General features: G+C 40.4%; 25 protein-coding genes, 3 tRNA genes and 1 riboswitch. Of the genes, 8 read left to right on the plus strand and 20 right to left on the minus strand.

All coding sequences use genetic code 11. From position 1 onward, the window contains the following. Window positions 1–39 precede the first annotated feature (39 nt). Both BW142_RS02105 and BW142_RS02110 read left to right on the plus strand, forming a co-directional pair. On the plus strand, window positions 40–621 hold the full coding sequence (locus tag BW142_RS02105) for an SRPBCC family protein (protein WP_007580289.1): 582 nt from the start codon (window positions 40–42) through the stop codon (window positions 619–621). Next, window positions 590–1,477, plus strand: coding sequence for a TIGR03899 family protein (locus tag BW142_RS02110; protein ID WP_076923722.1), 888 nt, complete (start codon window positions 590–592; stop codon window positions 1,475–1,477). The genes BW142_RS02105 and BW142_RS02110 overlap by 32 nt, the downstream gene beginning before the upstream one ends. 33 nt (window positions 1,478–1,510) lie before the next feature. Here the strand turns inward: BW142_RS02110 and BW142_RS02115 are convergent, their stop codons facing one another. From BW142_RS02115 to BW142_RS02150, 8 genes are all read right to left on the minus strand, one after another. Beyond that, on the minus strand, window positions 1,511–2,281 hold the full coding sequence (locus BW142_RS02115; protein ID WP_076923723.1) for a TIGR04219 family outer membrane beta-barrel protein: 771 nt from the start codon (window positions 2,279–2,281) through the stop codon (window positions 1,511–1,513). A 3-nt stretch (window positions 2,282–2,284) separates the two neighbouring features. Beyond that, window positions 2,285–3,271 carry a DUF2333 family protein gene (locus BW142_RS02120; protein ID WP_002957928.1) on the minus strand — a complete coding sequence of 329 codons (987 nt, stop codon included), beginning with the start codon at window positions 3,269–3,271 and terminating at the stop codon, window positions 2,285–2,287. Window positions 3,272–3,279: 8 nt separating this feature from the next. After that, window positions 3,280–3,789, minus strand: a complete 510-nt coding sequence (locus BW142_RS02125; protein WP_076923724.1) for a copper chaperone PCu(A)C — start codon at window positions 3,787–3,789, stop codon at window positions 3,280–3,282. 79 nt (window positions 3,790–3,868) lie between these two features. Then, window positions 3,869–4,195 (minus strand): hypothetical protein, encoded by a 327-nt coding sequence (locus BW142_RS02130; RefSeq protein WP_024599244.1) that lies wholly within the window; start codon window positions 4,193–4,195, stop codon window positions 3,869–3,871. Window positions 4,196–4,366: 171 nt separating this feature from the next. Next, window positions 4,367–4,573 (minus strand): PspC domain-containing protein, encoded by a 207-nt coding sequence (locus BW142_RS02135; protein ID WP_024599243.1) that lies wholly within the window; start codon window positions 4,571–4,573, stop codon window positions 4,367–4,369. A gap of 10 nt (window positions 4,574–4,583) precedes the next feature. Beyond that, a complete protein-coding gene (locus tag BW142_RS02140) occupies window positions 4,584–5,264 on the minus strand; it encodes a PspA/IM30 family protein (protein ID WP_076923725.1) in 681 nt (226 codons plus the stop codon). A gap of 244 nt (window positions 5,265–5,508) precedes the next feature. Further along, window positions 5,509–6,441, minus strand: coding sequence for a tRNA dihydrouridine(20/20a) synthase DusA (gene dusA, locus BW142_RS02145; protein ID WP_024599241.1), 933 nt, complete (start codon window positions 6,439–6,441; stop codon window positions 5,509–5,511). A 123-nt stretch (window positions 6,442–6,564) separates the two neighbouring features. Continuing rightward, window positions 6,565–7,185, minus strand: a complete 621-nt coding sequence (locus BW142_RS02150; protein ID WP_024589771.1) for a MarC family protein — start codon at window positions 7,183–7,185, stop codon at window positions 6,565–6,567. Window positions 7,186–7,280: 95 nt separating this feature from the next. Here BW142_RS02150 and BW142_RS02155 point away from each other — a divergent pair, with 95 nt between their 5' ends. From BW142_RS02155 to BW142_RS02165, 3 genes are all read left to right on the plus strand, one after another. Further along, on the plus strand, window positions 7,281–7,718 hold the full coding sequence (locus tag BW142_RS02155; RefSeq protein WP_024599240.1) for a transcriptional repressor: 438 nt from the start codon (window positions 7,281–7,283) through the stop codon (window positions 7,716–7,718). A gap of 75 nt (window positions 7,719–7,793) precedes the next feature. Next, window positions 7,794–8,261 carry a chemotaxis protein CheX gene (locus tag BW142_RS02160; protein WP_007580265.1) on the plus strand — a complete coding sequence of 156 codons (468 nt, stop codon included), beginning with the start codon at window positions 7,794–7,796 and terminating at the stop codon, window positions 8,259–8,261. After that, a complete protein-coding gene (locus BW142_RS02165) occupies window positions 8,258–8,686 on the plus strand; it encodes a secondary thiamine-phosphate synthase enzyme YjbQ (protein WP_024599239.1) in 429 nt (142 codons plus the stop codon). Before BW142_RS02160 ends, BW142_RS02165 begins: the two co-directional genes overlap by 4 nt. A gap of 223 nt (window positions 8,687–8,909) precedes the next feature. Here BW142_RS02165 and BW142_RS02170 read toward each other — a convergent pair. From BW142_RS02170 to orn, 4 genes are all read right to left on the minus strand, one after another. Further along, window positions 8,910–8,985: transfer RNA gene (locus BW142_RS02170), tRNA-Gly, on the minus strand. Between the two features lie 43 nt (window positions 8,986–9,028). Beyond that, window positions 9,029–9,104: transfer RNA gene (locus BW142_RS02175), tRNA-Gly, on the minus strand. Window positions 9,105–9,147: 43 nt separating this feature from the next. Next, window positions 9,148–9,223: transfer RNA gene (locus BW142_RS02180), tRNA-Gly, on the minus strand. A 121-nt stretch (window positions 9,224–9,344) separates the two neighbouring features. Then, window positions 9,345–9,890 carry an oligoribonuclease gene (gene orn, locus BW142_RS02185; protein ID WP_004336052.1) on the minus strand — a complete coding sequence of 182 codons (546 nt, stop codon included), beginning with the start codon at window positions 9,888–9,890 and terminating at the stop codon, window positions 9,345–9,347. A gap of 121 nt (window positions 9,891–10,011) precedes the next feature. On the opposite strand from orn, the gene rsgA reads away from it, so the two are divergent. Both rsgA and asd read left to right on the plus strand, forming a co-directional pair. After that, window positions 10,012–11,070, plus strand: coding sequence for a small ribosomal subunit biogenesis GTPase RsgA (gene rsgA / locus BW142_RS02190; RefSeq protein ID WP_024606370.1), 1,059 nt, complete (start codon window positions 10,012–10,014; stop codon window positions 11,068–11,070). A gap of 15 nt (window positions 11,071–11,085) precedes the next feature. Next, window positions 11,086–11,952, plus strand: a complete 867-nt coding sequence (asd, locus tag BW142_RS02195) for an archaetidylserine decarboxylase (protein ID WP_024606371.1) — start codon at window positions 11,086–11,088, stop codon at window positions 11,950–11,952. 293 nt (window positions 11,953–12,245) lie between these two features. Here asd and BW142_RS02200 read toward each other — a convergent pair whose 3' ends face one another. The 8 genes from BW142_RS02200 to BW142_RS02235 all read right to left on the minus strand — a co-directional run bounded on the left by BW142_RS02200 (window position 12,246) and on the right by BW142_RS02235 (window position 19,947). Beyond that, window positions 12,246–12,995, minus strand: coding sequence for a HesA/MoeB/ThiF family protein (locus BW142_RS02200; protein WP_076923726.1), 750 nt, complete (start codon window positions 12,993–12,995; stop codon window positions 12,246–12,248). A gap of 50 nt (window positions 12,996–13,045) precedes the next feature. After that, entirely contained in the window at window positions 13,046–14,581 is a 1,536-nt protein-coding gene (thiE, locus tag BW142_RS02205; RefSeq protein WP_076923727.1) for a thiamine phosphate synthase, read from the minus strand. A 10-nt stretch (window positions 14,582–14,591) separates the two neighbouring features. Continuing rightward, window positions 14,592–15,383, minus strand: coding sequence for a thiazole synthase (locus BW142_RS02210; protein WP_076923728.1), 792 nt, complete (start codon window positions 15,381–15,383; stop codon window positions 14,592–14,594). A gap of 5 nt (window positions 15,384–15,388) precedes the next feature. Beyond that, window positions 15,389–15,583, minus strand: a complete 195-nt coding sequence (gene thiS / locus BW142_RS02215) for a sulfur carrier protein ThiS (RefSeq protein ID WP_024600336.1) — start codon at window positions 15,581–15,583, stop codon at window positions 15,389–15,391. Window positions 15,584–15,590: 7 nt separating this feature from the next. Beyond that, on the minus strand, window positions 15,591–16,601 hold the full coding sequence (locus BW142_RS02220) for an FAD-dependent oxidoreductase (protein ID WP_076923729.1): 1,011 nt from the start codon (window positions 16,599–16,601) through the stop codon (window positions 15,591–15,593). A gap of 105 nt (window positions 16,602–16,706) precedes the next feature. After that, window positions 16,707–18,659 carry a phosphomethylpyrimidine synthase ThiC gene (gene thiC / locus BW142_RS02225; protein WP_076923730.1) on the minus strand — a complete coding sequence of 651 codons (1,953 nt, stop codon included), beginning with the start codon at window positions 18,657–18,659 and terminating at the stop codon, window positions 16,707–16,709. Between the two features lie 142 nt (window positions 18,660–18,801). Continuing rightward, a riboswitch (TPP riboswitch) is annotated at window positions 18,802–18,916 on the minus strand. Window positions 18,917–19,023: 107 nt separating this feature from the next. Further along, complete coding sequence (locus BW142_RS02230; RefSeq protein WP_010555269.1) at window positions 19,024–19,422, minus strand: META domain-containing protein; 399 nt, start codon at window positions 19,420–19,422, stop codon at window positions 19,024–19,026. Window positions 19,423–19,548: 126 nt separating this feature from the next. Continuing rightward, window positions 19,549–19,947: an acyl-CoA thioesterase gene (locus BW142_RS02235; RefSeq protein ID WP_024600333.1), complete on the minus strand. Its 399-nt coding sequence runs from the start codon at window positions 19,945–19,947 to the stop codon at window positions 19,549–19,551. A gap of 84 nt (window positions 19,948–20,031) precedes the next feature. Between BW142_RS02235 and BW142_RS02240 the strand changes: the two genes are divergently transcribed. Continuing rightward, window positions 20,032–22,170, plus strand: a complete 2,139-nt coding sequence (locus BW142_RS02240; RefSeq protein ID WP_171972304.1) for a TonB-dependent receptor — start codon at window positions 20,032–20,034, stop codon at window positions 22,168–22,170. The last annotated feature ends 285 nt before the right edge of the window (window positions 22,171–22,455 follow it).

A 22,455-nucleotide genomic window follows, 5' to 3' on the forward strand; every position in this document is an offset into this window, starting at 1 on the left:
AAAGTTGTTGTATTTCAACTTGAAAAACTAATAAAAGGTGTGCTTATTAAACCATTAAAAATATTAATCAAATGCGTGCTGTTATTACTATTGGTATTGGCACTGGTAGGGCTAATACTGCCTCAAAGTTATAGTGTAAATAAAACAATCGAAATTAATGCCAATCTTAAAGTAATAAAGCCGCTTATCACCGACTTTAGCCAATGGCAAAAATGGTCTCCATGGGAAAAAGTAGACCCCAGCATACGTTTTACTTTGGGCGAACCCAGTTCTGGCCTAGGAGCTCATCAGTCTTGGAAAGGAAAATGGGGGTATGGTGAAATGATCATAACTTCGGTAAGCCAAAATAAAGTCAGCTTCAACATACTTTTAAATGCTGAACATATTATCAGAGGCACTTTTAACCTTAGCGAGCAAAACGGTATAGTTACGTTAATATGTAATATTAAAGGTCAAACAACGGCTCCTTTAATATCTGGTTACACTGCAATTTTAAGCGAGTACGTACTCAGTAATACAGTTTCACTGGGGTTAAATAACCTTCAAACTGTTGCACAGCTTAGTGATCCACAAAGGATAATGCACAGTCATGACAGTCAAAACAGCACAGGCGAGAATTAATCTAGCCAACATCATTGAATCCTTACTTGGTTACCCTATAACAAAAGTAGGAAGTAACGGTGTACTACCTACTAACGAGCAGAGTTACGATATTAAGGGCCAAATTAAGCCGCTTTATCATATCAATAGTGAAAACTCTGTTTTAGCTCGCGCTCAAAAACGCCAAGATTTATTACTTATTAAACAACAACAAAATATAGAATCAATTTTAGCAATGGCTATGGGATTTTGCCCTGATGTAGCAAGTAGTAAACAGCCCGATGTTGACTGGGTAGAACACTTTATAGCTCTGTGTGAAGATACTTCTAATTCGTCAATGCAAATTTTATGGGCAAAAATTTTAACGGGAGAAACCCTTAATCCTGGTACGTTTTCAATTAAAAGCCTACAAACTTTAAAACATATGACACAGCGAGAAGCAGACTCTTTGCAAAAATGTGTGTCGCTCTCAGGCTATAACGAAAAAGACGACAGCCACTTTATATTACTCGGCTTTTACAAAAAACCGTCCTTGTTTGATTTGCTACGAAAAGGCAATAAAGTATCTCTAAATTTAGGAAAAACGGGTATTAGCTTTCCTGATATTTTAACGCTCATGGATCTTAATTTACTGTATAGAAAAGAAATTGAATCTGCAGTGCTTAAAGCGGGGCAAGAGCTTACCCTTTCATTTTTATCGCAAAAAGTAACGTTAAAGGCAAAGAGTAGTGATTTGGTATTAAGCTATTACAAATTTACGCAAACAGGTGATGAGCTTTCTAAACTCATTAATTTCCCTGTCAATAAGGTCTATAAGCAGTTGATTAATAATGCGCTAGAGGGAGAGTTTGATTTAGCGTGGCACGCAATAAAATAAAATGCCACGCTTTGTTTAATTAGAAAATACTAATTAAAAATGAACCTGAATACCCGCAAATGGGCCAGATGCATCAATATCAGTAGTAATATCATCTACATCATCAAGTTCTAATACCATAGAGCGGTAACCGGCTTTAACAGCAACATCTACTGCTAGGTTATCAATAAGTTCCCACGCTACGCCTACTTGGTAATCTTGTACTTTGCTATCGTCAATAGCCAAAAAGCTACCTTCAAAAAATACACTTAAACCAGTAAATGGTAAGCCAGCTTCGGCACGGCCGTATGCAAGAGGAACAAAACCGGAGAAGTCTTTGGTTTCGGTAAAGTTAGTACCACCATTTTGGGTAGTGCCACTTACAACAATATCACCGTCAAACTGTTTAGCATTTAAACCTAGGTCTATTGAAATTAAGTCATTATCAAAAATTTCATAATAAAAAATATAATCAATATGCGTTAAATCACTTACCGTATTTACAGTAGAACCAACAACATAATCAGAACCATTAAAGCTAAATGTATCTGTAAGCAGCGCTGAACCATTTAGCTCAAGCTCTGTATACTTTAATTTGATATTTGGTACTAACGGCACTGGGTGCTCAAGTGCCGCGTAGTAACTTACAAAAGTCTCATCTTCAAAATCAAAATCTTGAGATGCATTATTTTTGTAAGAAAATTGGCCATCGTTATCTGACTTCCATCCATCAACACCTACATATAAACCTAATAGGGTGTCAGCTTGCGCCGCTGGTGCTAAACATGCCATTGAAAGGGCTGCTGCTAAACAATACTTTTTCATTTTTTATCCTTGAGCTAGTAGTTCGCTAAGTTCGATTAAAGCCGCATTGGCTCTAGAAATATAATTTGCCATAACTAAAGAGTGGTTAGCAACATAGCCAAAACCATTCCCGTTTAAAATAAGTGGGCTCCATACTGTTTCTTGAGTTGCCTCAAGTTCACGTATGATTTGTTGTAAGCTTACACGTGCATTTTTCTTTTCAAGTACATCATTAAAGTCATACTCTATCGCTTGTAAAAAGTGTAGTAACGCCCAAGTAGCACCGCGCGACTCGTAAAACACGTCGTCGATTTCTAACCACGGCGTTCTTACTTGTTGCTGCAGTGGAGCAAGGGTTGCTTGTTTATTAGATGAATTACCTGCTAAATCGGTATTCACTTTTTCTTGGCCTACACTGGCACTTAAACGCTGACTTAAACTACCTAAACGTTTTTCAGCTTCTTTAAGCCAACTACGTAAGTTATCTGCTCGTGCGTAAAATTGGCTATCGCGCTCATGCTCGTTAGCAATTTGTCCTCGATATACCATTAAGTAGTCAATACCTTTTTGGTACTCACCTTCAGCACTTGGCCATGCCCATGCTTCAGAGCTTATATTAAACTGTGGCTGCGCCTTTTTAAGTGCTTCATGTTCAGTAGACTGTGATTGTGAACGACTAAAATCTTTTCGCATAGAAAGCGATAAATCACGTACCATTTCTAGCGCGCCATATTCCCACGCTGGCATATCATCCATAATAATACTTGGCGGTATTACATCATTTGATAAGTAGCCACCCGGTTTATCGAGTAAGGTATTGGCTACTGTAATCAATGTAGAAGTAGTTACATAACCCGTTACTATTTTTTCATTACGAAGCTGCGCTTGCTCTTTGGCGTTTGCAACAACGTCAAAACGTGAAGGTTCAGTGCTCCAATAAACAGCAATTGCGTAAAAAATGATAAGCAGTAAAACAACTATTCCTGCTATTTTTCCTTTATGTTGCGACATGTGTACTCCTAATGGTGAGCGTGTTGAGTAGAAGGTTTCGACTGTTTAGTTTGAGCTTCAAGCGACACGACTTGAGCATTAGTAAACAAGCGATTACCGTCACTAAAATATAGCGTGAGTTTACGTTCTTGCCCTACTTTTAATGGCTCTTGTGGTTCAAATACCATTAAATGATAACCGCCAGGTTGAAAACTGACACTTTCATGCGCTTTAATTTCAACTGATTTAACTTGTTGCATTTTCATCATGCCGTCTACATGTGAGTGCTCGTGTATTTCAACACGGCCCAAGCCATCAAGCGTTGCCTTAGTTAAAGTTGCTGCTGTTCCGCCGTGATTAATAAGCGTTAAGTAACCTACAGTTGAATTACTGCCAGGTAAAAACTCTCTAACTTGCGCGTTAACTACTTCGAGTACAGCCACATCTGAAGCATGTTCGTGTCCTGAGTGCGCCGCCAACGATGACGAAAAAAAACTAAATAGTAATGCAGAAGCCATCGAAAAACATAGTTTCGTCATCATTCTTATCCTTATGAAAACTTTAAATTACAGGCTAAATTTAACATAGTTAACCTATAATAGTCAGTCAAATTAAGGATTAAGAGGCTACTTTTTTGTTATCGGCAACAAGCCAACACAACACTGCAACAAATAGTAACGGCCATGCAATCATTATAGATCCGAATAAAAGCGCTAAAACAGTCCCTGCTAACGCCACTACACCCGCACCTACTAATCCCATAGTAATTAAAGCTACTACCGCAACTACAGTAACAATTGCGGCCAAAGCGCCTACAAGCTCTAGCCCTGCCCAGCTGATATCAGCAATCCATAACGGTAACTGCCAAGAGTCAACATGCACAAACGCTATTAAATCAGTAAACAGTAATAAATAGATAATTACACATACTGCCAAAGCTTTCATAGTAATTCTCCTTATACCAACCGGCTTATATACGGGGTTTATTTAACGATAAGCAAATTGCGCTATAACTAGGCAAAAGTTTTTATATCTAGTTGTTATACATATAAATTTTAACAACGTTATAGAGTGATTTAATTCGTTAAATTGTTCAAATATTTATGCCTATTGGTATTAATACTCTTTATTTTCAAGGCAGCAATGCGCAATAAAATAACCAAGAGCAACTGCAAACGGAAAGCTTAAAAATAATAAAATAGTTACTAAGCGCGTTGCCCACACCGGAAAATCTAATCGATGCGCCAAACCACTACATACACCTGATATTTTTTTATTTAACGTATCTTTATACCAACCACGTTGGCGATTAAAGCTATTCATAATCTTCTCCTTAAGCAGTCTGTTTTAAATCAGTTTTTAAAATTGTTTTCAACTGAGCTAGCTCAGCATCTATTTTTTCATTTTTAACTAAGGCTTCAATTTGTGCAGCTGTCGTATTTGCAGAGTCGGTTAACTCATACGCTTCTATTTGGGCTTCAATACTTTCTACACGTTGCTCAACTTGCTCAAACCGAGATAATGCATTAGCTACTTTGTCGCTTTGTAACGTTGTACTTATCTTTTTTCTTGCAGCTGCTACATCATGGCGTTTAACTAATTGTGCTTGCTTCGTTTTAGCTTCTACTATTTTTTGCTGCAGGCGCTCACAATCAACTTTAATTTTTGCGATAGACTCTTGCAAAGTTTCTAACTGAGTTTGCTTATTTACAATGCTTTCACTAACACGTTGCTTTTCAAGTAAAGCAGATTTAGCAAGGTTATCACTGCCTTTTTCAACCGCATGTTCAGCCTTAACTTGCCAAGCTGCTAATTCTGTTTTTTTAGTATCAATTTGACGATTAATTATTTTTTCTTCACACAATAAAGCAGCAGCTGTACTACGACACTCATTCAACGCATCTTGCATGTCGTTAAGCATTAGGTTTAAAAGTTTTTCAGGGTCTTCTGCTTTATCAAGCATAGCCACAATGTTTGATTGAATAACGTCATTTACGCGGTTAAATATTCCCATGGTATTCTCCTGTTGATTTTTAATTAATTTCAACAAGAAGATTCCAAGAGTTGTGCCAAGTCCATCAAAATAAAAATAAAATATTTAAAATCAAGGTAATAAACAATAAGACATCTAAATCTTAGTGACTTCAAGCTGAACAGGATAGAGTGTAATTGGCCAATAAATTATGATTTTGACTAATTTTTAGGATCAAAAAAGCCACTCGAAAGTAGCTTAAATTTAGAATTTTTAAGGCTTAGCTTTATTCTGGTACAAAGCTTAATGCTTTATCCATTACCGATAAATCAGCTTGCTTCCCGTGACCACTTTCAGAAAGGTGACGCCTAAAGCCTCGTGCACCAGGCTGCCCCTGAAAAATACCGAGCATGTGACGTGCAATATGCCAAAAATTAGCCCCCAAACGCATTTCTTCTTCAATGTAGCTGTACATTGAGCGCACTACGTCGTGGCGTGATTGTGTGTTTGCAGCATCACCATAAATTTTCTCATCAACGTCATTGAGCATAAATGGGTTACTGTAAGCTTCACGCCCAATCATTACACCATCGATATGTTGTAAATGTTCTAGGCTCTGCTCAATTGTTTTAACACCGCCATTTAAGCTTAAATCGAGTTGCGGATAATCTTTTTTAAGTTGATAAACACGTGGGTAATCAAGCGGTGGAACTTCACGATTTTCTTTTGGGCTTAAACCATTCAGCCATGCTTTACGAGCATGAATAATAAAGTCATCACACCCTACTTTATGGGACGCTTCAATTAGCGCACATAAAAACTCATACGAATCTTGCTCATCAATGCCAATGCGCGTTTTAACGGTAACAGGAATGTTTACTTCGCTTTTCATTGCTGCAACACAGTCCGCTACTAATTGAGGTTCAGCCATTAAACATGCGCCAAATCGACCATTTTGAACTCTGTCTGACGGGCAACCTACATTTAAATTTATTTCGTCATAACCACGCTCACCGGCTAACTTTGCACATTGCGCAAGCGCTTTAGGATCAGAGCCACCAAGCTGCAACGCCACTGGGCCTTCGTGTTTATTAAAATGTAAGTAGTCGCCTCGACCAAATAAGATAGCCCCTGTGGTTATCATTTCAGTATAAAGCACAGTATGTTTAGTCATTTTGCGATGAAAAGTACGACAATGGCGATCAGTCCAATCCAACATTGGTGCCACAGAAAAGCGTCTATCCAAAGTACATTTATTCAAAGCAAACCTCAGGGTATTAAAGTTATTAAGCACAGCTTAAAAGGCGCTGCATTTTACACAAAAGCCTAACGGGCATCAATGTTAAGAGAACACCTGCAAGCCAAAATAATGGGCTATGCCATTTAAAATATTGGTAACCGCAACCGAACTTAAAATAAGCCCCATAATTCTACTTATTATACTTGCACCACTGTCACCAATTAATTTATGTACATGCGTTGCAAGCAATAACAAAACCAGTACAACCGCTAATACAGCAAGCATCATTGAAGACGTTAGTAACTGCTCAACCCAGGTATACTCTTCATTACGAGTCATTAATACGGCGCCTAACATAGCGCCCGGGCTCGCAATAGATGGAATCGCTAACGGAAAAATAGCGGTTTCAGTACTATCGCGCACACTTTTAATTTCGGCTTCAGGTTTACTTTCACCAAATATCATTGAAAGCGCAAAAATAAGTAATATGATTCCGCCGGCTATTTGAAAAGCCGAAAGTGGGATTTCAATTGCGTTAAGTAATTGCTCACCTGCAAGTACAAAAAATAAGAGCACTAATGCAGATACGCCTACCGCTTTAAATATAACTTTACGTTTAAATTTCTCATCATCACCACGTGTGACTGCAATAAATACAGGGACAGTGCCAATGGGGTCAATAACCGCAAAAAAGAAAATAAATATAGCCAATAGTTCGTGCATTACTGGGTTTCCTAGGTAAAAAGCGCTTAATAAAAACGCTGCAACTACAACACAGTATGTTAGTATACCACGGTAGCATAAGGATAAGAGTAATGATGAATATAGAATCACTCGTAAGTAAAGCAAAACAAGTTTGTGACAACCGTGGTGCGCGTTTTACGCCTATCCGCGAGAAAGTATTTCGTCTATTAGCCAGTGCACAAGGTGGTGTTGGTGCATACGATTTGCTTGAGCAATTAAAAGTAACTGAAACAGGTGCTAAACCTGCAACTATTTATCGTGCATTAGACTTTTTAGCTGAACTAGGTTTTATTCATAAAATTGAAAGCACAAATGCATTTATGCTGTGCCATCATTTTGATCATATTCATCCTGTACAGTTATTAATTTGCGATACCTGTGGATTTGTTAAAGAGTTGCACTCGACCGTTATCTCTCATGAGTTAAATAATTTAGCCGCTGAAGGTGGCTTCGTTGTTTCTGGACAAACAATCGAAGCACATGGCAAATGTGAGTCTTGTAGAGCATCATAATCCCCCAAAATTATCCTTAGTGGCTATACTCATACTATATAGCCATTTATTAGCCCCAATTTAAGAGTACCCACTATGAATGTAGAGTTCATCAATCCGTTTTTATCATCTTTAATTAATGTTTTGAGCACTATGGCTCAAACTCAATTAAAACCGGGTAAACCTCGCATTAAAACTGATGAGATTGCCTGTGGTGATGTATCAGGTTTGATTGGTATGGTTGGCCCGCAAACTCGCGGATCATTTTCAATTACGTTTGATGAAGGGCTAGCATTAACCATTATGGAACGTATGCTTGGCGAAAGGCCAGATACTATAGATGAAGAAGTAACTGACATGGTTGGCGAGATAACCAACATGGTAACCGGCGGTGCTAAAAACTTACTAGGTGAGAAAGGCTTCGACTTTGATATGGCAACGCCTATTGTGGTATCGGGTAAGGGTCATACAATTACTCATAAAAGCCAAGGTAAAAAGATTATCATGCCATTTAGCTGTGACGCTGGTAATGCAAACATTGAAGTTAGCTTCGATAAACTATGAGTTGGCAGCAAAAGCAAATTACATTAAAACCTCGCCCGCGAGGTTTTCATATAATTGATGACGAAATATTGTCTCAACTTCCTGAACTGGCAAATTACAAAATAGGCTTGTTACATTTATTTATTCAGCATACCTCAGCAAGTCTTACCATAAACGAGAATGCAGACCCCACTGTTCGTATGGACATGGAAAGCCATTTCAATAAATTTGTTCCTGAACGTCAACCTTATTATCGTCACGATTATGAAGGTGATGACGACATGCCCGCACATATTAAAACCAGTACGTTAGGCTGTGAGTTAAGTATTCCTATTTCAAATGGTTATTTAGCGTTAGGTACATGGCAAGGTGTTTACTTGGGGGAGCATCGTGACTCTGGTGGCTCAAGGCGAATTATAGCGACTATTCAAGGGGAGCTGTTTTAACACAAGCTTCTCGGTTTAAAATGTTAACCTCTGTTTTTTTTCAGTCATACCCTCATAGATTCAAAATACGCCACTCTATAGACGTAAATCTTAGGCGCGCGAAGTAATAATTTCTAATAATCAAAACTTCAATGCTGAATATTACACATAGAATATAGTAGATGAGAGATATTTTAAATTATGATTTTTTAATACAGAAAATTTTGAAAGGATATAAAATGATTGGAGCGGTACACGAGGCTCGAACTCGTGACCTCGACCTTGGCAAGGTCGCGCTCTACCAACTGAGCTAGTACCGCATTATATTTTCATTCAACACTACAATTTCTTTTGGTTAGAAATTGGAGCGGTACACGAGGCTCGAACTCGTGACCTCGACCTTGGCAAGGTCGCGCTCTACCAACTGAGCTAGTACCGCATTTTACTTCTTTTAATCACTACAATTTCTTTTGGTTAGAAATTGGAGCGGTACACGAGGCTCGAACTCGTGACCTCGACCTTGGCAAGGTCGCGCTCTACCAACTGAGCTAGTACCGCATTTTAATTATGGATATAAAATGACCACAATAAAAACAACTCAAACACACTAACCCCGCGTGGGTTATCGTCTTGAGCGGGGCAGGATTCTACAATAATCCGATGTGTTTGCAAGTGTTTTTTACAAATTAAAGAAATTTTCTCTATAGACTTTTAATTCCATAATCGAATCTTTAATATCATCCAGAGCAAGATGCGAGCCTTTTTTGTTCACTTTTGCAAGAACTTCTGGTTTCCAGCGACGTGCTAATTCTTTAATAGTACTTACGTCAAGATTTCGGTAATGGAAAAAATCTTCAAGCTCGCGCATATATTTATTCATAAAGCGGCGATCTTGCCCAATTGAATTACCACACATTGGTGATACACCCGCAGGCACCCACTGTTTTAAAAAATCTAAAGTTTGTGCAACGGCATACTCTTCATCGAAAGTACTTGCTTTACAGCGCGCTGTTAAACCTGACTTTCCATGCTGAGTAGTACACCACTCGTCCATACCATTTAGTAATTCATCACTTTGATGAATAGCGATAGTTGGCCCTTCGGCTAATATATTCAAGTCTGCGTCAGTGACAACCGTCGCAATTTCGAGTATTTTATCGGTCTCTGGTTCGAGCCCTGTCATTTCAAGATCGAGCCAAATTAAATTTGATTTATTAATAGTCATAATTACCTAAGCGGTGCTTTCCTTTAGATCCAACGCATTTCGATATATCATATTAGCATCAACCGTCGAGCTAAAGCTTTTTTTAGGAAAAGCGACATTTAACTAAGGTTATAGGCCTCCAGTGGCAAAACAAAAAAAATTAAGTAAAGGCCAATCGCGTCAGATCAAGGCCAATCACCAAAAGCGCATTAATAGCGCAGACTCAAGACCGGCTAAAAAAGGGGCGCAAGAATGGCAAACCGATAACTTAGGTCAGGTCGAGAGCGCAATTGTGATCAGTCGTTTTGGCCAGCACGCCGATGTAGAAACTGAAAATGGCGATGTACTTCGCTGTAATATACGCCGTACCGTGTCTAATTTAGTATGTGGTGATGAAGTATTGTTTCGCCGTGCCAAAGTAAGTGAAGGCGATTTAGCCGGTGTAATTGAAGCCACGCAAGAGCGTCGTTCGCAACTTACCCGCCCTGACTTTTACGACGGTGTAAAAGTTATTGCAGCCAACATTGACCAAATATTGATGGTGTCGGCAGTATTACCCGAGTTTACCCCTAGTATTATCGACCGTTATTTAATAGCCTGTGAAGATATGGGTATTGAGCCAATTTTAGTGCTCAATAAAACCGATTTAATTGACGAAGCAGGCCTTAGCGAAATACAAAAAGTTCTCGATATCTATCGTAAACTTGATTACCAAGTACTCCTTGTTAGTAATATATCAGGCGATGGTATTGATAAATTAAAAGAAGTACTTGTTGATAAAAATAATATTTTTGTTGGCCAAAGTGGTGTGGGGAAATCAACCCTCGTTAATACTGTATTGCCTAACGCTGAAATATTAACTAAAGAAGTATCTGAAAACAGCGGCTTAGGCCAGCACACAACAACAGTTTCGCGACTACACCATTTACCAAGTGGCGGTAACCTAATCGACTCGCCAGGAATTCGTGAATTTGGATTATGGCATTTAGATGTTGAGCGTGTAACGTGGTGTTTTAAAGAGTTTAGAGAATTTATAGGCGGGTGCCGCTTTAGAGACTGTAAACATTTAAACGATCCGGGTTGCATAGTTAAAGAAGCTGTAGCCGATGGCAGAATTTCTCAATTGCGCTTTGACAGCTACCACCGAATTTTAGAAACAATGGCCGATGGCCGTGCAGGCGCCCGTGCGCCTCGCGTATAATTTAGGATAAATACTGTGAGTTTAGACAAATTTAAAATCGCAATGCAGTACGCAATGCCAAAACATTTTATTTCACGCGTAGTAGGTAAATTAGCTGCTGCAAAAGCGGGCGCTTTAACAACTACTTTAATTAAACTATTTATTAAGCAATACAAAGTAGACATGAGCGAAGCGCAATACCCAGATCCGGCTCATTATAAAAGCTTTAATGAATTTTTTACTCGTCCTTTAAAAGACGGCATGCGCCCAATGGTAGAAGATAGCAATATCATCACTCAGCCAGTGGATGGCGCAATCAGCCAGCTAGGCGATATTGTTGACGGACAGCTAATACAAGCTAAAGGTCACGATTACAGCTTACAAGCGCTACTAGGCGGCTCACAAGATGACACAACACCATTTTTAGGCGGTAAGTTTGCCACTATTTATTTAGCGCCTAAAGATTACCACCGTATTCATATGCCAATTGATGGCACCCTAAGCAAAATGGTTTACGTGCCAGGAGACTTATTTTCAGTAAATCCACTTACAGCGCAAAACGTGCCTAACTTGTTTGCACGTAACGAACGTGTGGTAGCAATTTTTGAAACTGAAATTGGTCCGCTTGCAATGGTACTTGTTGGCGCAACAATTGTAGCCAGCATAGAAACTATTTGGGCCGGTACTGTCACGCCACCAGCAGGTAGCGATGTATTTAGTTGGAAATACCCAACCACTGGCGATAATGCCATCACGCTTAAAAAGGGTGAAGAAATGGGCCGCTTTAAATTAGGCTCTACTGTGGTACTTGCATGGGGTGCTGATAAAGCGGAAATACTGGACGATCAATTACCTGAAGTGGTTACTCGCTTAGGTACTGCGTTTGCAAAAATTAACGACTAAAGTCAATCGTTAATTAGAAATCAAAAAACCGCGTTTATTTAAACGCGGTTTTTTAATTTTGTAGACCTAGAGCTTGCTCACGTTAAAAGCGTCAGCTTTTGGTTTATATTTAATTGCAGGCTGCACCGTTTATATTTTTATGGACTTCGTCCATCACGCCAGCAAGCTGTGCGTCTACAATTTTGGTGCAGAAGTTTTGATGTGTTGTAGACGTAGAGCTTGCTCACGTTAAAAGCGTCAGTTTTTGGTTTCTTAACGCCACATGTAATAACAGGCACAAGCCCCTCAAAAACCTATTTACCACACTCTTTACACTCTAAATCTTTAATCACTTTAAAGTGCTGTTGTTTTAAAGTAAGCGCATGAAAGGTTATAAACACACCCCCCTCTGCATGCCCCAGCAATAAATTGAGCGTAAGTTGCGCCTGCATAGAGCCTAATACACCAAGTAGCGGGCTGATAACCCCTGCGTTACTGCAATTTATAACGGGTGTAGCTTCGCTTTGTGGAAAAACACAGCCATAACACGGGCTATTACTTTGCCTAAAGTCAAAGCCCATTAACTGCCCTTTAGTTGCGAGTGCAGCACCAGAAATTAACGGTGTTTTATTAGTAATACAATAACGATTAACACTATAGCGAGTACTAAAGTTATCAGAGCAATCAAGTACTATGTCAGCCCCTTTTAGCATGTAGGCTGCATTATTCTCATCTAACTTTTGGCAATGCGTTACTATTTCTATTTGATTATTCAGGCTCGCTAATACTTTACCCGCTGCGGCGACCTTGTTTTGCCCTAAGTGGTTTATTTTATAAAGCACTTGGCGCTGTAAATTTGAAAGTTCTACCTCATCATCGTCAATTAAAATAAGCGTTCCAATACCCGCCGCAGCTAAATACAAAAGTACTGGGCTACCTAACCCGCCTGCCCCAACAACCGCAACCGTTGAAGTTTTAAGCGTTAATTGCCCTTCAAGCCCCACTTCTTCAAGCAATAAATGGCGGCTGTATCGTAGGGTTTCTTTATCGCTTAGCTCATTCACTTTTACTGACCATATTAAGATTAGCCTTGTTAGTATTACCCTTGTTAGTATTAATGTGCACTGCTTATGGCCACTTTCAGAGCGCTTATAGCCTCTACGTAATTATCAGCCTCTGTTATCGCTCGCACTACGGCAACACTGCCTACGCAGGTTTTAGCTACCTGCTCAGCACGGCTTAAATCTATACCGCCTATTGCTACTGTTGGGTAACTTTGCATAAGTGGTACAAACTTAATCAGCTTTTCAAGACCTTGTATTTGACCTGTCATGTCTTTTGTTGTGGTTGGGTAAATAGCGCCAAATGCCATGTAACTAGGGCGATAATTATGCGCACGCAGCATTTCATAAAAACCATGAGTCGAAAGCCCAAGCCTTAACCCAGCCACTTTAATAGCGGCTAAATTAGCAATGTCTAAATCCTCTTGCCCTAAATGCACACCATATGCACCGTGCTTAATAGCTAACTGCCAGTAGTCGTTTATAAATACCTGTGCGTTGTATTGCTTGCCCAGCTCAACAGCTTGCTTAATGAGCCCATCAAGCTCATCTTGGGTTTTATTCTTAACGCGCAGCTGAGCTGTTTTAATGCCTTGTTGTAAGCACTTTTCTAGCCAATCGGTACTATCTACAACTGCATATAAGCCAAGCGATTTACTTTCGCACGTTGCAAAATCAGCAGCCATATTAAAATCAAGTGGCACATCAAAATCGAGTTCATCGCCAAGCCAGCTACCTGGCTCAATTACTTGTGGGTAGTCAGCTAAATTAGTGGGGAATGAAGTCTGAGCAACCGGTCCAATTCCCTCGCCGTAGCGTACAGACTGTTTTAACCCTTGGTTTATATATGCTTTAGCTAAAATAAAGGCATCTTTTAATGGGTAATCTTTAGCTAAACACGCAGCAATTACCGAAGCCATGCTACATCCGGTGCCGTGGTTATGCGGTGTTTGTATTTTTTGATTACCAAGCCAATACTCTTCACCATCTTGCGTAAAATTATTTACACAATAATCAATACAATAGCCGCTTGGGTAATCCCAATGCCCGCCTTTAATAACAACGGCTTTTGCACCCCAGCTTAATAGCTTATTAGCCGCTTCTTTTATTGCCGCAGGGCCAATTAAATACACACCGGTTAATAACTGTGTTTCGTGGGTGTTTGGGGTTATTACATCCACCAGCGGCAGTAAACATTCTTTAATTGCGCTTACCGTATCTTCTTCTGTTAGTAAGTCACCGCTTGAGGCAATCGCAACAGGGTCATATACAATAACGGGAGGCACTGGCCACTTAGCTTTATAGTGACTTATATGTTCGCTGATCAACTGAATTTGCTGCACGTTGGCTAACATACCAATTTTAATCACTTTGGCTTTCATGTCTTTTTCAAGCGCTAGTAACTGCGATTCAATAATATCGGTAGACACTGCATTAATAGCCTCTACGCCTAAACTATTTTGTGCAGTAAGCGCCGTAATTGCCGTGCAGCCATGCACGCCAAAACTTTGCATTGCTTTTATATCAGCTTGAATACCTGCACCGCCGCCAGAGTCAGAGCCGGCAATTGTCCATACTACGTTATTCATATTTTTTTCCTTACTGCTGATGCCAAAATGGCATCCCCATTGTAGGGGTTGATGGGGCTGCTACGTCTTTTTCCGGCATCGCTTTTGCTTTGTATGCAAAGCGCCCCGCTTCAACTGCGGCTTTAAATGCGCGGCTCATAGTAATTGGGCAACCCGCCCCTGCAATGGCTGAATTTAATAATACCGCATCATACCCCATTTCGAGTGCTTGGCAGGCATGCGATGGTAAACCTAAACCTGCATCTACTATTAATGTGGTATCGGGTAAGCGCTCTCGAATAGTTTTTAAATTATAGCTATTTAACAAGCCTTTGCCTGTACCTATTGGTGCTCCCCACGGCATAAGAACCTCACACCCTAGCTCATTTAAACGCTGGCAAAGTACTAAGTCATCGGTGCAATAAGGCAGTACCTTAAAGCCATCCTTAATCAATATTTTTGTCGCTTCAAGTAGCGCAAAAGGGTCTGGCTGTAAATTGTAATCATCGCCAATCAGCTCTAGCTTTATCCAATCGGTGGCAAATACCTCTCGGCACATTTTTGCAAGCGTTATGGCCTCTTTAACACTGTGGCACCCTGCGGTATTAGGCAGTATTTTTAAACCGGTGTTTTTTATTAACTGCCAAAAGTCATCACCTGCCGCTGCACTTTGTTGGCGCCTAAGCGACACGGTTACAATTTCAGCTCCAGAGGCGACTATTGATTGGGTCATAATATCGGGCGACGGATAAAGCGCAGAGCCTATTAACAAACGACTCTTAATTTGCTCTCCATAAATAGTTAAACAGCCTTTAGTTTGCATGAGCTTTATCCGCCTTGAATGGGTGACAGCAACTCAACACTGTCGCCTTCATTAAGTACATAGTTACTGTGCTGACTTTGTGGAATAAATTCGCTATTAACAGCAACAGCAAAAGGCGCGGCTGCACCAAAACTTTGAAGTACCTCAACGAGCGCTTTGTTATTAACATTAAGTAGCTCGCCATTAATTGTAATGTTCATTTTATTCTCACTCTATTCGTGAAACTGCTTGTGCCACTAATGCCGGCGCCAACATATAACCATGTCGATATAAGCCGTTAATGCTAATTACATTACCAACTTTTGATACTTCTGGGCGGTTATCGCTAAATGCGGGGCGTAATCCGGTTTGAATATTAAGTAGTCGTGCTTCGGCAAACCCGCTATGTACGGTATAAGCGGCTGAAAGTAATTCAAGGGTTGAGCGCACTGTTGCCGCGCCGCTGTCTTGAGATTCGATTTCGGTCGCACCAATTACATATTCATTATTGGGTTTAGGCGCTATATAAATTGGATAACGCGGGTGCATTAAACGCACGGGCCTGATTAAACTTACCTCTGGTGCGTATAACCTTGCTACTTCGCCGCGCACACCTCTAAGCGGTTTATCAACTTGAGTATTTTTAGCACCAAGCCCACGGCAATCAATAATGTAATCGAATGGTCGATTGTTTATTTTGTTGTCGCTAATGGTTACGCGCTGGTTAAACACAAACTTTACTTTGCGTTTGTTGAGCTGTGCAAAGCTGGCTTTATAAAATGCTTGGTTATCTATTTGCCCCTCGCAGGGTAAAAATAAGCCTTGATTAAAGCGCCCTGCAAGTTCAGGTTCAAGCTTTGTAATTTGTTGAGCATTTATATGTTCGGCAGTGTGATCAGCTAGCGGTTTTATACGCTGTGCAAAGCTTTGTAAATCGCCTTTGTCCTGTTGGTGCGCAATGACCAAAGTTCCTTGCTGCTGAAAAAAAACGTCACTTTCAAGTTCAGCAATAATACCCGGCCAGCGCTTCATTGAATCAAGGCCCATTAATGCTAAGTCAGCCTCGCATAATACCGACTCAGCCAGCGGTGCCAGCATAGCTGCAGCCACTTTACCTGCGCTATTTTGTGTATGCTCATCGTCAGCTTCAAACACCGTTACATGATGCAACTTACTTAGCTCAAGGGCAGCTAAGCGCCCTGCTAAACCAAAACCCACCACAGCAATGTTATAAAACATAAAACCTCCAAAGCAGTTATTAGTAGGTGCGAATTCACTCGCACTTCTTCAACTTTTAAAGAAGCGAGGTATAAAACCTCACCTACGTCTGCATCTAACTTTTAGCTATACCGCTTTGTGGTAAATCTCTGAGCCTGTTTGCTTAAACTCAGCTGATTTAGCTTTCATTTCGGCTTCTACATCAACCATTTTGATTTCAATAGCCTCGCCAGCATCATTTGGATCAATACCGCGTGTTTCTAAATCTTTAGCGTAATCGCGTACTTCTTGGCTAATTTTCATAGAGCAAAATTTAGGACCACACATAGAGCAAAAGTGAGCTACTTTGCCTGATTCTTGCGGCAAGGTTTCATCGTGATATTCACGAGCACGGTCAGGGTCTAAACCAATATTAAATTGGTCATGCCATCTAAACTCAAAGCGTGCTTTTGATAAGGCGTTATCGCGCTCTTGCGCGCCTGGGTGCCCTTTTGCTAAATCAGCGGCATGCGCTGCAATTTTGTAGGTAATTAAGCCTTCTTTAACATCTTCTTTATTTGGCAGACCTAAATGCTCTTTAGGTGTTACATAACACAGCATTGCACAGCCGTACCATGCTATTTGAGCCGCCCCAATACCTGAGGTAATATGGTCATACCCTGGTGCAATATCAGTCGTTAGCGGGCCTAATGTATAAAATGGCGCTTCGTCGCAATGCTTTAATTGCTCATCCATATTGGCTTTAATCATGTGCATTGGTACATGACCAGGGCCTTCAATAAATACCTGTACATCGTGCTTCCACGCAATTTTAGTCAGTTCACCTAATGTGCGTAGCTCACTAAACTGCGCCTCATCGTTAGCATCAGCAATAGAGCCTGGGCGAAGTCCATCACCCAATGAAAAACACACATCGTATTGTTTTAAAATTTCGCAAATGTCTTCAAAGTGCGTGTATAAAAAATTTTCTTTATGATGCGCCAAACACCACTTAGCCATAATTGAGCCACCGCGCGATACAATACCGGTCACGCGTTTAGCCGTCATTGGTACGTAGCGAAGCAGTACACCGGCATGAATAGTAAAGTAATCAACACCCTGCTCGGCTTGTTCAATAAGCGTATCGCGGAAAATCTCCCACGTTAAATCCTCAGCCACACCGTTTACTTTTTCAAGCGCTTGATAAATCGGTACTGTGCCAATAGGTACAGGCGAGTTACGTACAACCCATTCGCGCGTTTCGTGAATGTAACGCCCCGTTGATAAGTCCATCACGGTGTCTGCGCCCCAGCGGGTAGACCACACCATTTTTTCTACTTCTTCTTCAATAGATGAGCTAACCGATGAGTTACCAATGTTGGCATTAACTTTTACTAAAAAGTTACGACCTACAATCATAGGCTCTGTTTCTGGATGGTTTATATTATTTGGTAAAATAGCGCGACCACGGGCTATTTCGTCGCGTACAAATTCTGGGGTAATAAATTCAGGAATACTCGCACCAAACGACTCGCCTTTATGCTGCGCGGCTAGTAATTCTTTACGAATTTCTGCACGTCCCATATTTTCGCGAACGGCTACGTATTCCATTTCAGGAGTAATAATCCCTTGGCGTGCGTAGTGCATTTGCGTTACGTTTTTACCAGCGACACCACGGCGAATTTTTGGAAGGTGATCAAAGCGAATATGATCCAGCCCTTCATCTGCCATGCGCTGCTGCGAAAACTGCGACGTCACTGACTCTAAAACCTCAGTGTCACCACGGCTTTCAATCCATTGTTCACGAAATTTTGGTAAGCCTTTGCGCACGTCTAGTTCAAAATTAGGATCGGTATACGGGCCCGACGTATCGTAAACACGAAGCGGATCGTTTGACTCATAAACAGGGTTTTCATCTGTGCCGCCAATAAACGTGTCACTTAATGTGATTTCACGCATACCAACGCGCACGCCAGGTTGAGTACCTTCAACGTATACTTTATGAGAATTTGGGAACGGTTGACCCGTTAAGTTATAAATATATTCAGACGCGGCAGCACGAGTTTCTCGGCGTGACGCTTTATTTGTAGTATTTGACATGACTTGCCTCATTGCTTAAGGGTTGTCTTGTCAGATATTCCGAGGAATAGAGAAAGATCGTAAAGTAGCGTACATGCTACTTTGCAGCCTAAAAAAACAAAATCACTTTATTGTGCGCATAAAAAAAGACGCACAAGCGTCCTGATTTAGGCAGCTTGTTCCCTACGCAGGTATTAACCTGATCAGGTTCACGGATCCCGCTTTCGCGATCTCAGCCACAAACTAATTAATTAGCTTTGGCACTCCGACAAGTATTGATATATAAATTCTGTTCATTGATTTGAAGGTATTACCCAACAAATCTGCACTGAGTGTACGTCAGTTAAAAACTGCCCGCAAGGGGCTGTTTTTCAAAAACTTAAAATTATTTAGGGATAAACACAAATGTTTGCTCGCCTTGCATGACTAATTGCTGGTCTTGCATTTTAAGCTCGGCACCTTGCTTTAAGGCTTGTAATAACTGCTGCTCAAACTCATCAAGGTCTTCGCCGCACGACTTGCGCGTCATTCCTAATTTACTTACGGTAAGGTTACTTTCTTCAAGCGAGCCCTCACCAAAAAATTTGTTACAGCCAGCAAAACCGTTTACTTGCAGTGCTTCAATAAAGCTCATTGATGCATTAAACGAAGGTGGAATTGCTAAACCATCAACACGTGATAATTGCCATTGGGTGTATTTAAGCTGCTCACTGGTAACCGTCCCTGTTGATGCGCAACCAACACATAAACCGACTATAAGCATCGGTATTGCTGCTAATTTCATGCTACTACTAACTAATTGTCTAATTAATATAATTGTAACAATATTTATGCCCTTTATCCGTTAAAAATGCATGTTTTAAATGTAAATTTTTGTTCTATGATAGTTTAAAAGTTATACAATTAAGCACTAAGTTGTAGTTTTGAATACGTTATCTATTTGCTCTGGTAAAAACGGCCTACCTTTTTCATTAACGGACGTTCCTATAACCAGTGCATTGAGCATTACTTTTTCATCGCTTTTACGTATAACCGTTTGCTTAAACGCAAATTTTAAACGACTAATACGCTGCGGCTCTACAGCCACATAAAATTCATCCCCAGGTAATAGTGAATGTTTATAGTCCATTTCGCTGCGCATCACGACTAGGTTAATTTTATCTTTCGCTAATTGAGCAAAATCAATACCGTGTGCGGACAAAAATTCATGGCGAGCATGCTCTAAATAATTAAAATAAACACTGTTATTTACGATACCTTGTAAGTCACATTCGTAATCACGTACTTTGAAGTCAACTTTAAAGGTCATATTAGTAATCCTGATTATTTAACGTATAATTGCCGCGTTTATAGCACATGTGTTTAAATAATTGCTACCATACGAGTCCCTAAAATGGAGTTAAGTAACCCAATGAACTTACGTTTGTCTTTAATTACTGCCGCACTTTTACCGCTGCTTGGTGCACCAATTGCAGCTAACGCTGATGATAGCGACCTAGAAAGAATTGTTGTAACCGGCGATTTTCAGCGCGAAAGCATTCAAACTTTAAGCGCGAGTGCGAGCTTATTCAGCGAAGATGAAATTAATCAACGTGGTGCAAATTACTTAGACGAAATGTTAGGCAGTGCCGCCAATGTAAATTTTGCATCTGGTGCGTCGCGTGGTCGTTACATCCAAATTCGTGGCGTGGGACTTCGCTCACAATTTGTAGACCCTATTAATCCATCTGTAGGCTTAGTAATTGATGGCATTAACTATTCTGGTCTTGGTGGCAGCTCATTATTATTTGATATAGACCAAGTAGAAATTTATCGTGGCCCACAAGGTACACGCTTTGGCGCAGACGGTATGGCCGGTATGATCCAAATGGGTTCAGCTAAAGCCACGAGCGATCCAAGTTTAAAATTACAAGTAGGTGCTGGCACATACAACACACGTGAAGCAGGCATTGCAGCAAGTACAGGCTTAACAGATGATACTAGCGCACGCATTAGCTACTTTCGCAGAAAGTCAGACGGTTACGTAGATAACTTGTATTTAAATGACGAAACACAAAATCAAGACGAACAAGTAGCCCGCTTTAAAATAAACAGTCAGCTTACAAAGCATTTAAATACTGAGTTAAACCTTCACTATATTGATATAAACAACGGTTACGATGCATTTACGCTTGATAACAGCCGCAATAGTGTTGCCGATGAGCCAGGGCAAGATAATCAAGAAAGCTACGCAATCGGTGTTAATAATACTTACACTGGTTTTGATTTATTTGATGTAAATCTAAACCTATCGGCTATTGATACCGAATTACTTTACAGCTTTGATGAAGACTGGGTATGTAACGATACAAGTGAACCACAGTTATGCGCTGCTGGCTTACATCCTGATGGATACAGCTATGAAGACGCTTACTATCGCGATCGTGATGATAGAGCAGCTGAATTACAGCTCAGTGGAAAATTAAAAAATTGGGTCTTGGGGGCATATTACCAAGTGCGTGATGTAGACCTTGACCGTCAACGTAGAAAATTTTCTGAATACCAAACCTTTAATTCTCGATATGAAGTAAGTAATACTGCGATTTATGGCCAAGTAGAGACATCAATTGGTCCAAAAACTACATTAATTACTGGTTTACGTGTAGAGCAATACCAAGGTGACTACACCGATAGCAATGGCTTTATAGAAGATACTGACGATGTAATGGTTGGCGGTAAAATTGCGCTAGAGTATCAGGTAATTGATCGTACGATGATCTACACCAGCATTACGCGTGGCTACAAAGCTGGCGGTATTAATTCAGAAGCACTGGCTAAAGCAAAAGATGAAGGCTTAAACCTAAGCGCTGATTTTCTCCAGCAGCACACCAGCTTCGACCCTGAATATTTATGGAGTGGCGAATTTGGTGTTAAAGGTTCATCGCTTGATGACAAATTTACACTTCGCTTAGCCGCATTTTACATGCATCGTGACAACATGCAGTTAAAAGGATGGTTAATAGAAGATCAACAATTTACCAGCTATGTTGATAACGCAAGTTCTGGCAGCAATTACGGACTAGAAGTTGAAGGAAGTTACCAACTAACCGATAACCTGTTTTTAACAGGTAGTGCTGGTTACTTAAATACTGAAATAGACGATTTTGTTGCTAGATCTAATATCTATCAAGCCCCTTTAAATCAAGACGGTCGTGAGCAAGCACAGTCACCTAAATATCAATATGCTTTTACTGCTCGCTATAACTTTACAAGTGAGCTTTACGGTATGATTGGTGTTGAAGGTAAGGACGACTACTACTTCTCTGATAGCCACAACTCACAAGCACCAAGCAGCAACTTAGTTAATTTAAGCTTTGGCTACGAAGCAGACATGTGGGCAGTTCGCGCATGGGCTCGTAACGTGTTTGATGAAACGCTCCCTACACGTGGCTTTGAGTTTGGTAACGATCCGCAAGATGGTTATGCAACGCATACTTACACACAATTAGGTGAGCCTCGCGTAGCAGGTGTTACGTTTACGCTTAATCTGTAAAACACAGCCGTTGGCTTTCAAATGAAAGCTACAGCAAGCAATAAAAAACACCGCGTTTAAATTAAACGCGGTGTTTTTATATAAGAAGTAAAAATTTGTTGTAGACGTAGAGCTTGCTCACGTGAGAAGCGAAGCTTCTGATTACTTTAAGTTAAGCATAAACGACATATAATCGAACAACTTTTTAAAGCTTCGCTTTAACGCGTCAGCAAGCTGCACGCCTACAGGGTATTTAAAACACCGAGTTCAATTTTATGGCTGTGTTGTAGACGTAGAGCTTGCTCA

The organism is Pseudoalteromonas sp. EB27 (assembly GCF_001974875.1).
In the GTDB taxonomy this organism is placed as follows: domain Bacteria; phylum Pseudomonadota; class Gammaproteobacteria; order Enterobacterales; family Alteromonadaceae; genus Pseudoalteromonas.

Bases quoted from the DNA above. Each gene is read 5' to 3' on its own strand.
- BW142_RS02120 (WP_002957928.1), bottom strand. From the start codon at position 3,271: ATGTCGCAACATAAAGGAAAAATAGCAGGAATAGTTGTTTTACTGCTT.
- BW142_RS02230 (WP_010555269.1), bottom strand. From the start codon at position 19,422: ATGAAATTAGCAGCAATACCGATGCTTATAGTCGGTTTATGTGTTGGT.
- BW142_RS02240 (WP_171972304.1), top strand. From the start codon at position 20,032: ATGGAGTTAAGTAACCCAATGAACTTACGTTTGTCTTTAATTACTGCC.
- BW142_RS02165 (WP_024599239.1), top strand. From the start codon at position 8,258: ATGAGTTGGCAGCAAAAGCAAATTACATTAAAACCTCGCCCGCGAGGT.
- thiS (WP_024600336.1), bottom strand. From the start codon at position 15,583: ATGAACATTACAATTAATGGCGAGCTACTTAATGTTAATAACAAAGCG.
- BW142_RS02135 (WP_024599243.1), bottom strand. From the start codon at position 4,573: ATGAATAGCTTTAATCGCCAACGTGGTTGGTATAAAGATACGTTAAAT.
- BW142_RS02110 (WP_076923722.1), top strand. From the start codon at position 590: ATGACAGTCAAAACAGCACAGGCGAGAATTAATCTAGCCAACATCATT.
- BW142_RS02150 (WP_024589771.1), bottom strand. From the start codon at position 7,185: ATGCACGAACTATTGGCTATATTTATTTTCTTTTTTGCGGTTATTGAC.
- BW142_RS02125 (WP_076923724.1), bottom strand. From the start codon at position 3,789: ATGACGAAACTATGTTTTTCGATGGCTTCTGCATTACTATTTAGTTTT.
- BW142_RS02210 (WP_076923728.1), bottom strand. From the start codon at position 15,383: ATGCAAACTAAAGGCTGTTTAACTATTTATGGAGAGCAAATTAAGAGT.
- BW142_RS02140 (WP_076923725.1), bottom strand. From the start codon at position 5,264: ATGGGAATATTTAACCGCGTAAATGACGTTATTCAATCAAACATTGTG.
- orn (WP_004336052.1), bottom strand. From the start codon at position 9,890: ATGACTATTAATAAATCAAATTTAATTTGGCTCGATCTTGAAATGACA.
- thiE (WP_076923727.1), bottom strand. From the start codon at position 14,581: ATGAATAACGTAGTATGGACAATTGCCGGCTCTGACTCTGGCGGCGGT.
- BW142_RS02220 (WP_076923729.1), bottom strand. From the start codon at position 16,601: ATGTTTTATAACATTGCTGTGGTGGGTTTTGGTTTAGCAGGGCGCTTA.
- BW142_RS02130 (WP_024599244.1), bottom strand. From the start codon at position 4,195: ATGAAAGCTTTGGCAGTATGTGTAATTATCTATTTATTACTGTTTACT.
- BW142_RS02155 (WP_024599240.1), top strand. From the start codon at position 7,281: ATGAATATAGAATCACTCGTAAGTAAAGCAAAACAAGTTTGTGACAAC.
- BW142_RS02235 (WP_024600333.1), bottom strand. From the start codon at position 19,947: ATGACCTTTAAAGTTGACTTCAAAGTACGTGATTACGAATGTGACTTA.
- BW142_RS02160 (WP_007580265.1), top strand. From the start codon at position 7,794: ATGAATGTAGAGTTCATCAATCCGTTTTTATCATCTTTAATTAATGTT.
- dusA (WP_024599241.1), bottom strand. From the start codon at position 6,441: ATGTTGGATTGGACTGATCGCCATTGTCGTACTTTTCATCGCAAAATG.
- BW142_RS02115 (WP_076923723.1), bottom strand. From the start codon at position 2,281: ATGAAAAAGTATTGTTTAGCAGCAGCCCTTTCAATGGCATGTTTAGCA.
- thiC (WP_076923730.1), bottom strand. From the start codon at position 18,659: ATGTCAAATACTACAAATAAAGCGTCACGCCGAGAAACTCGTGCTGCC.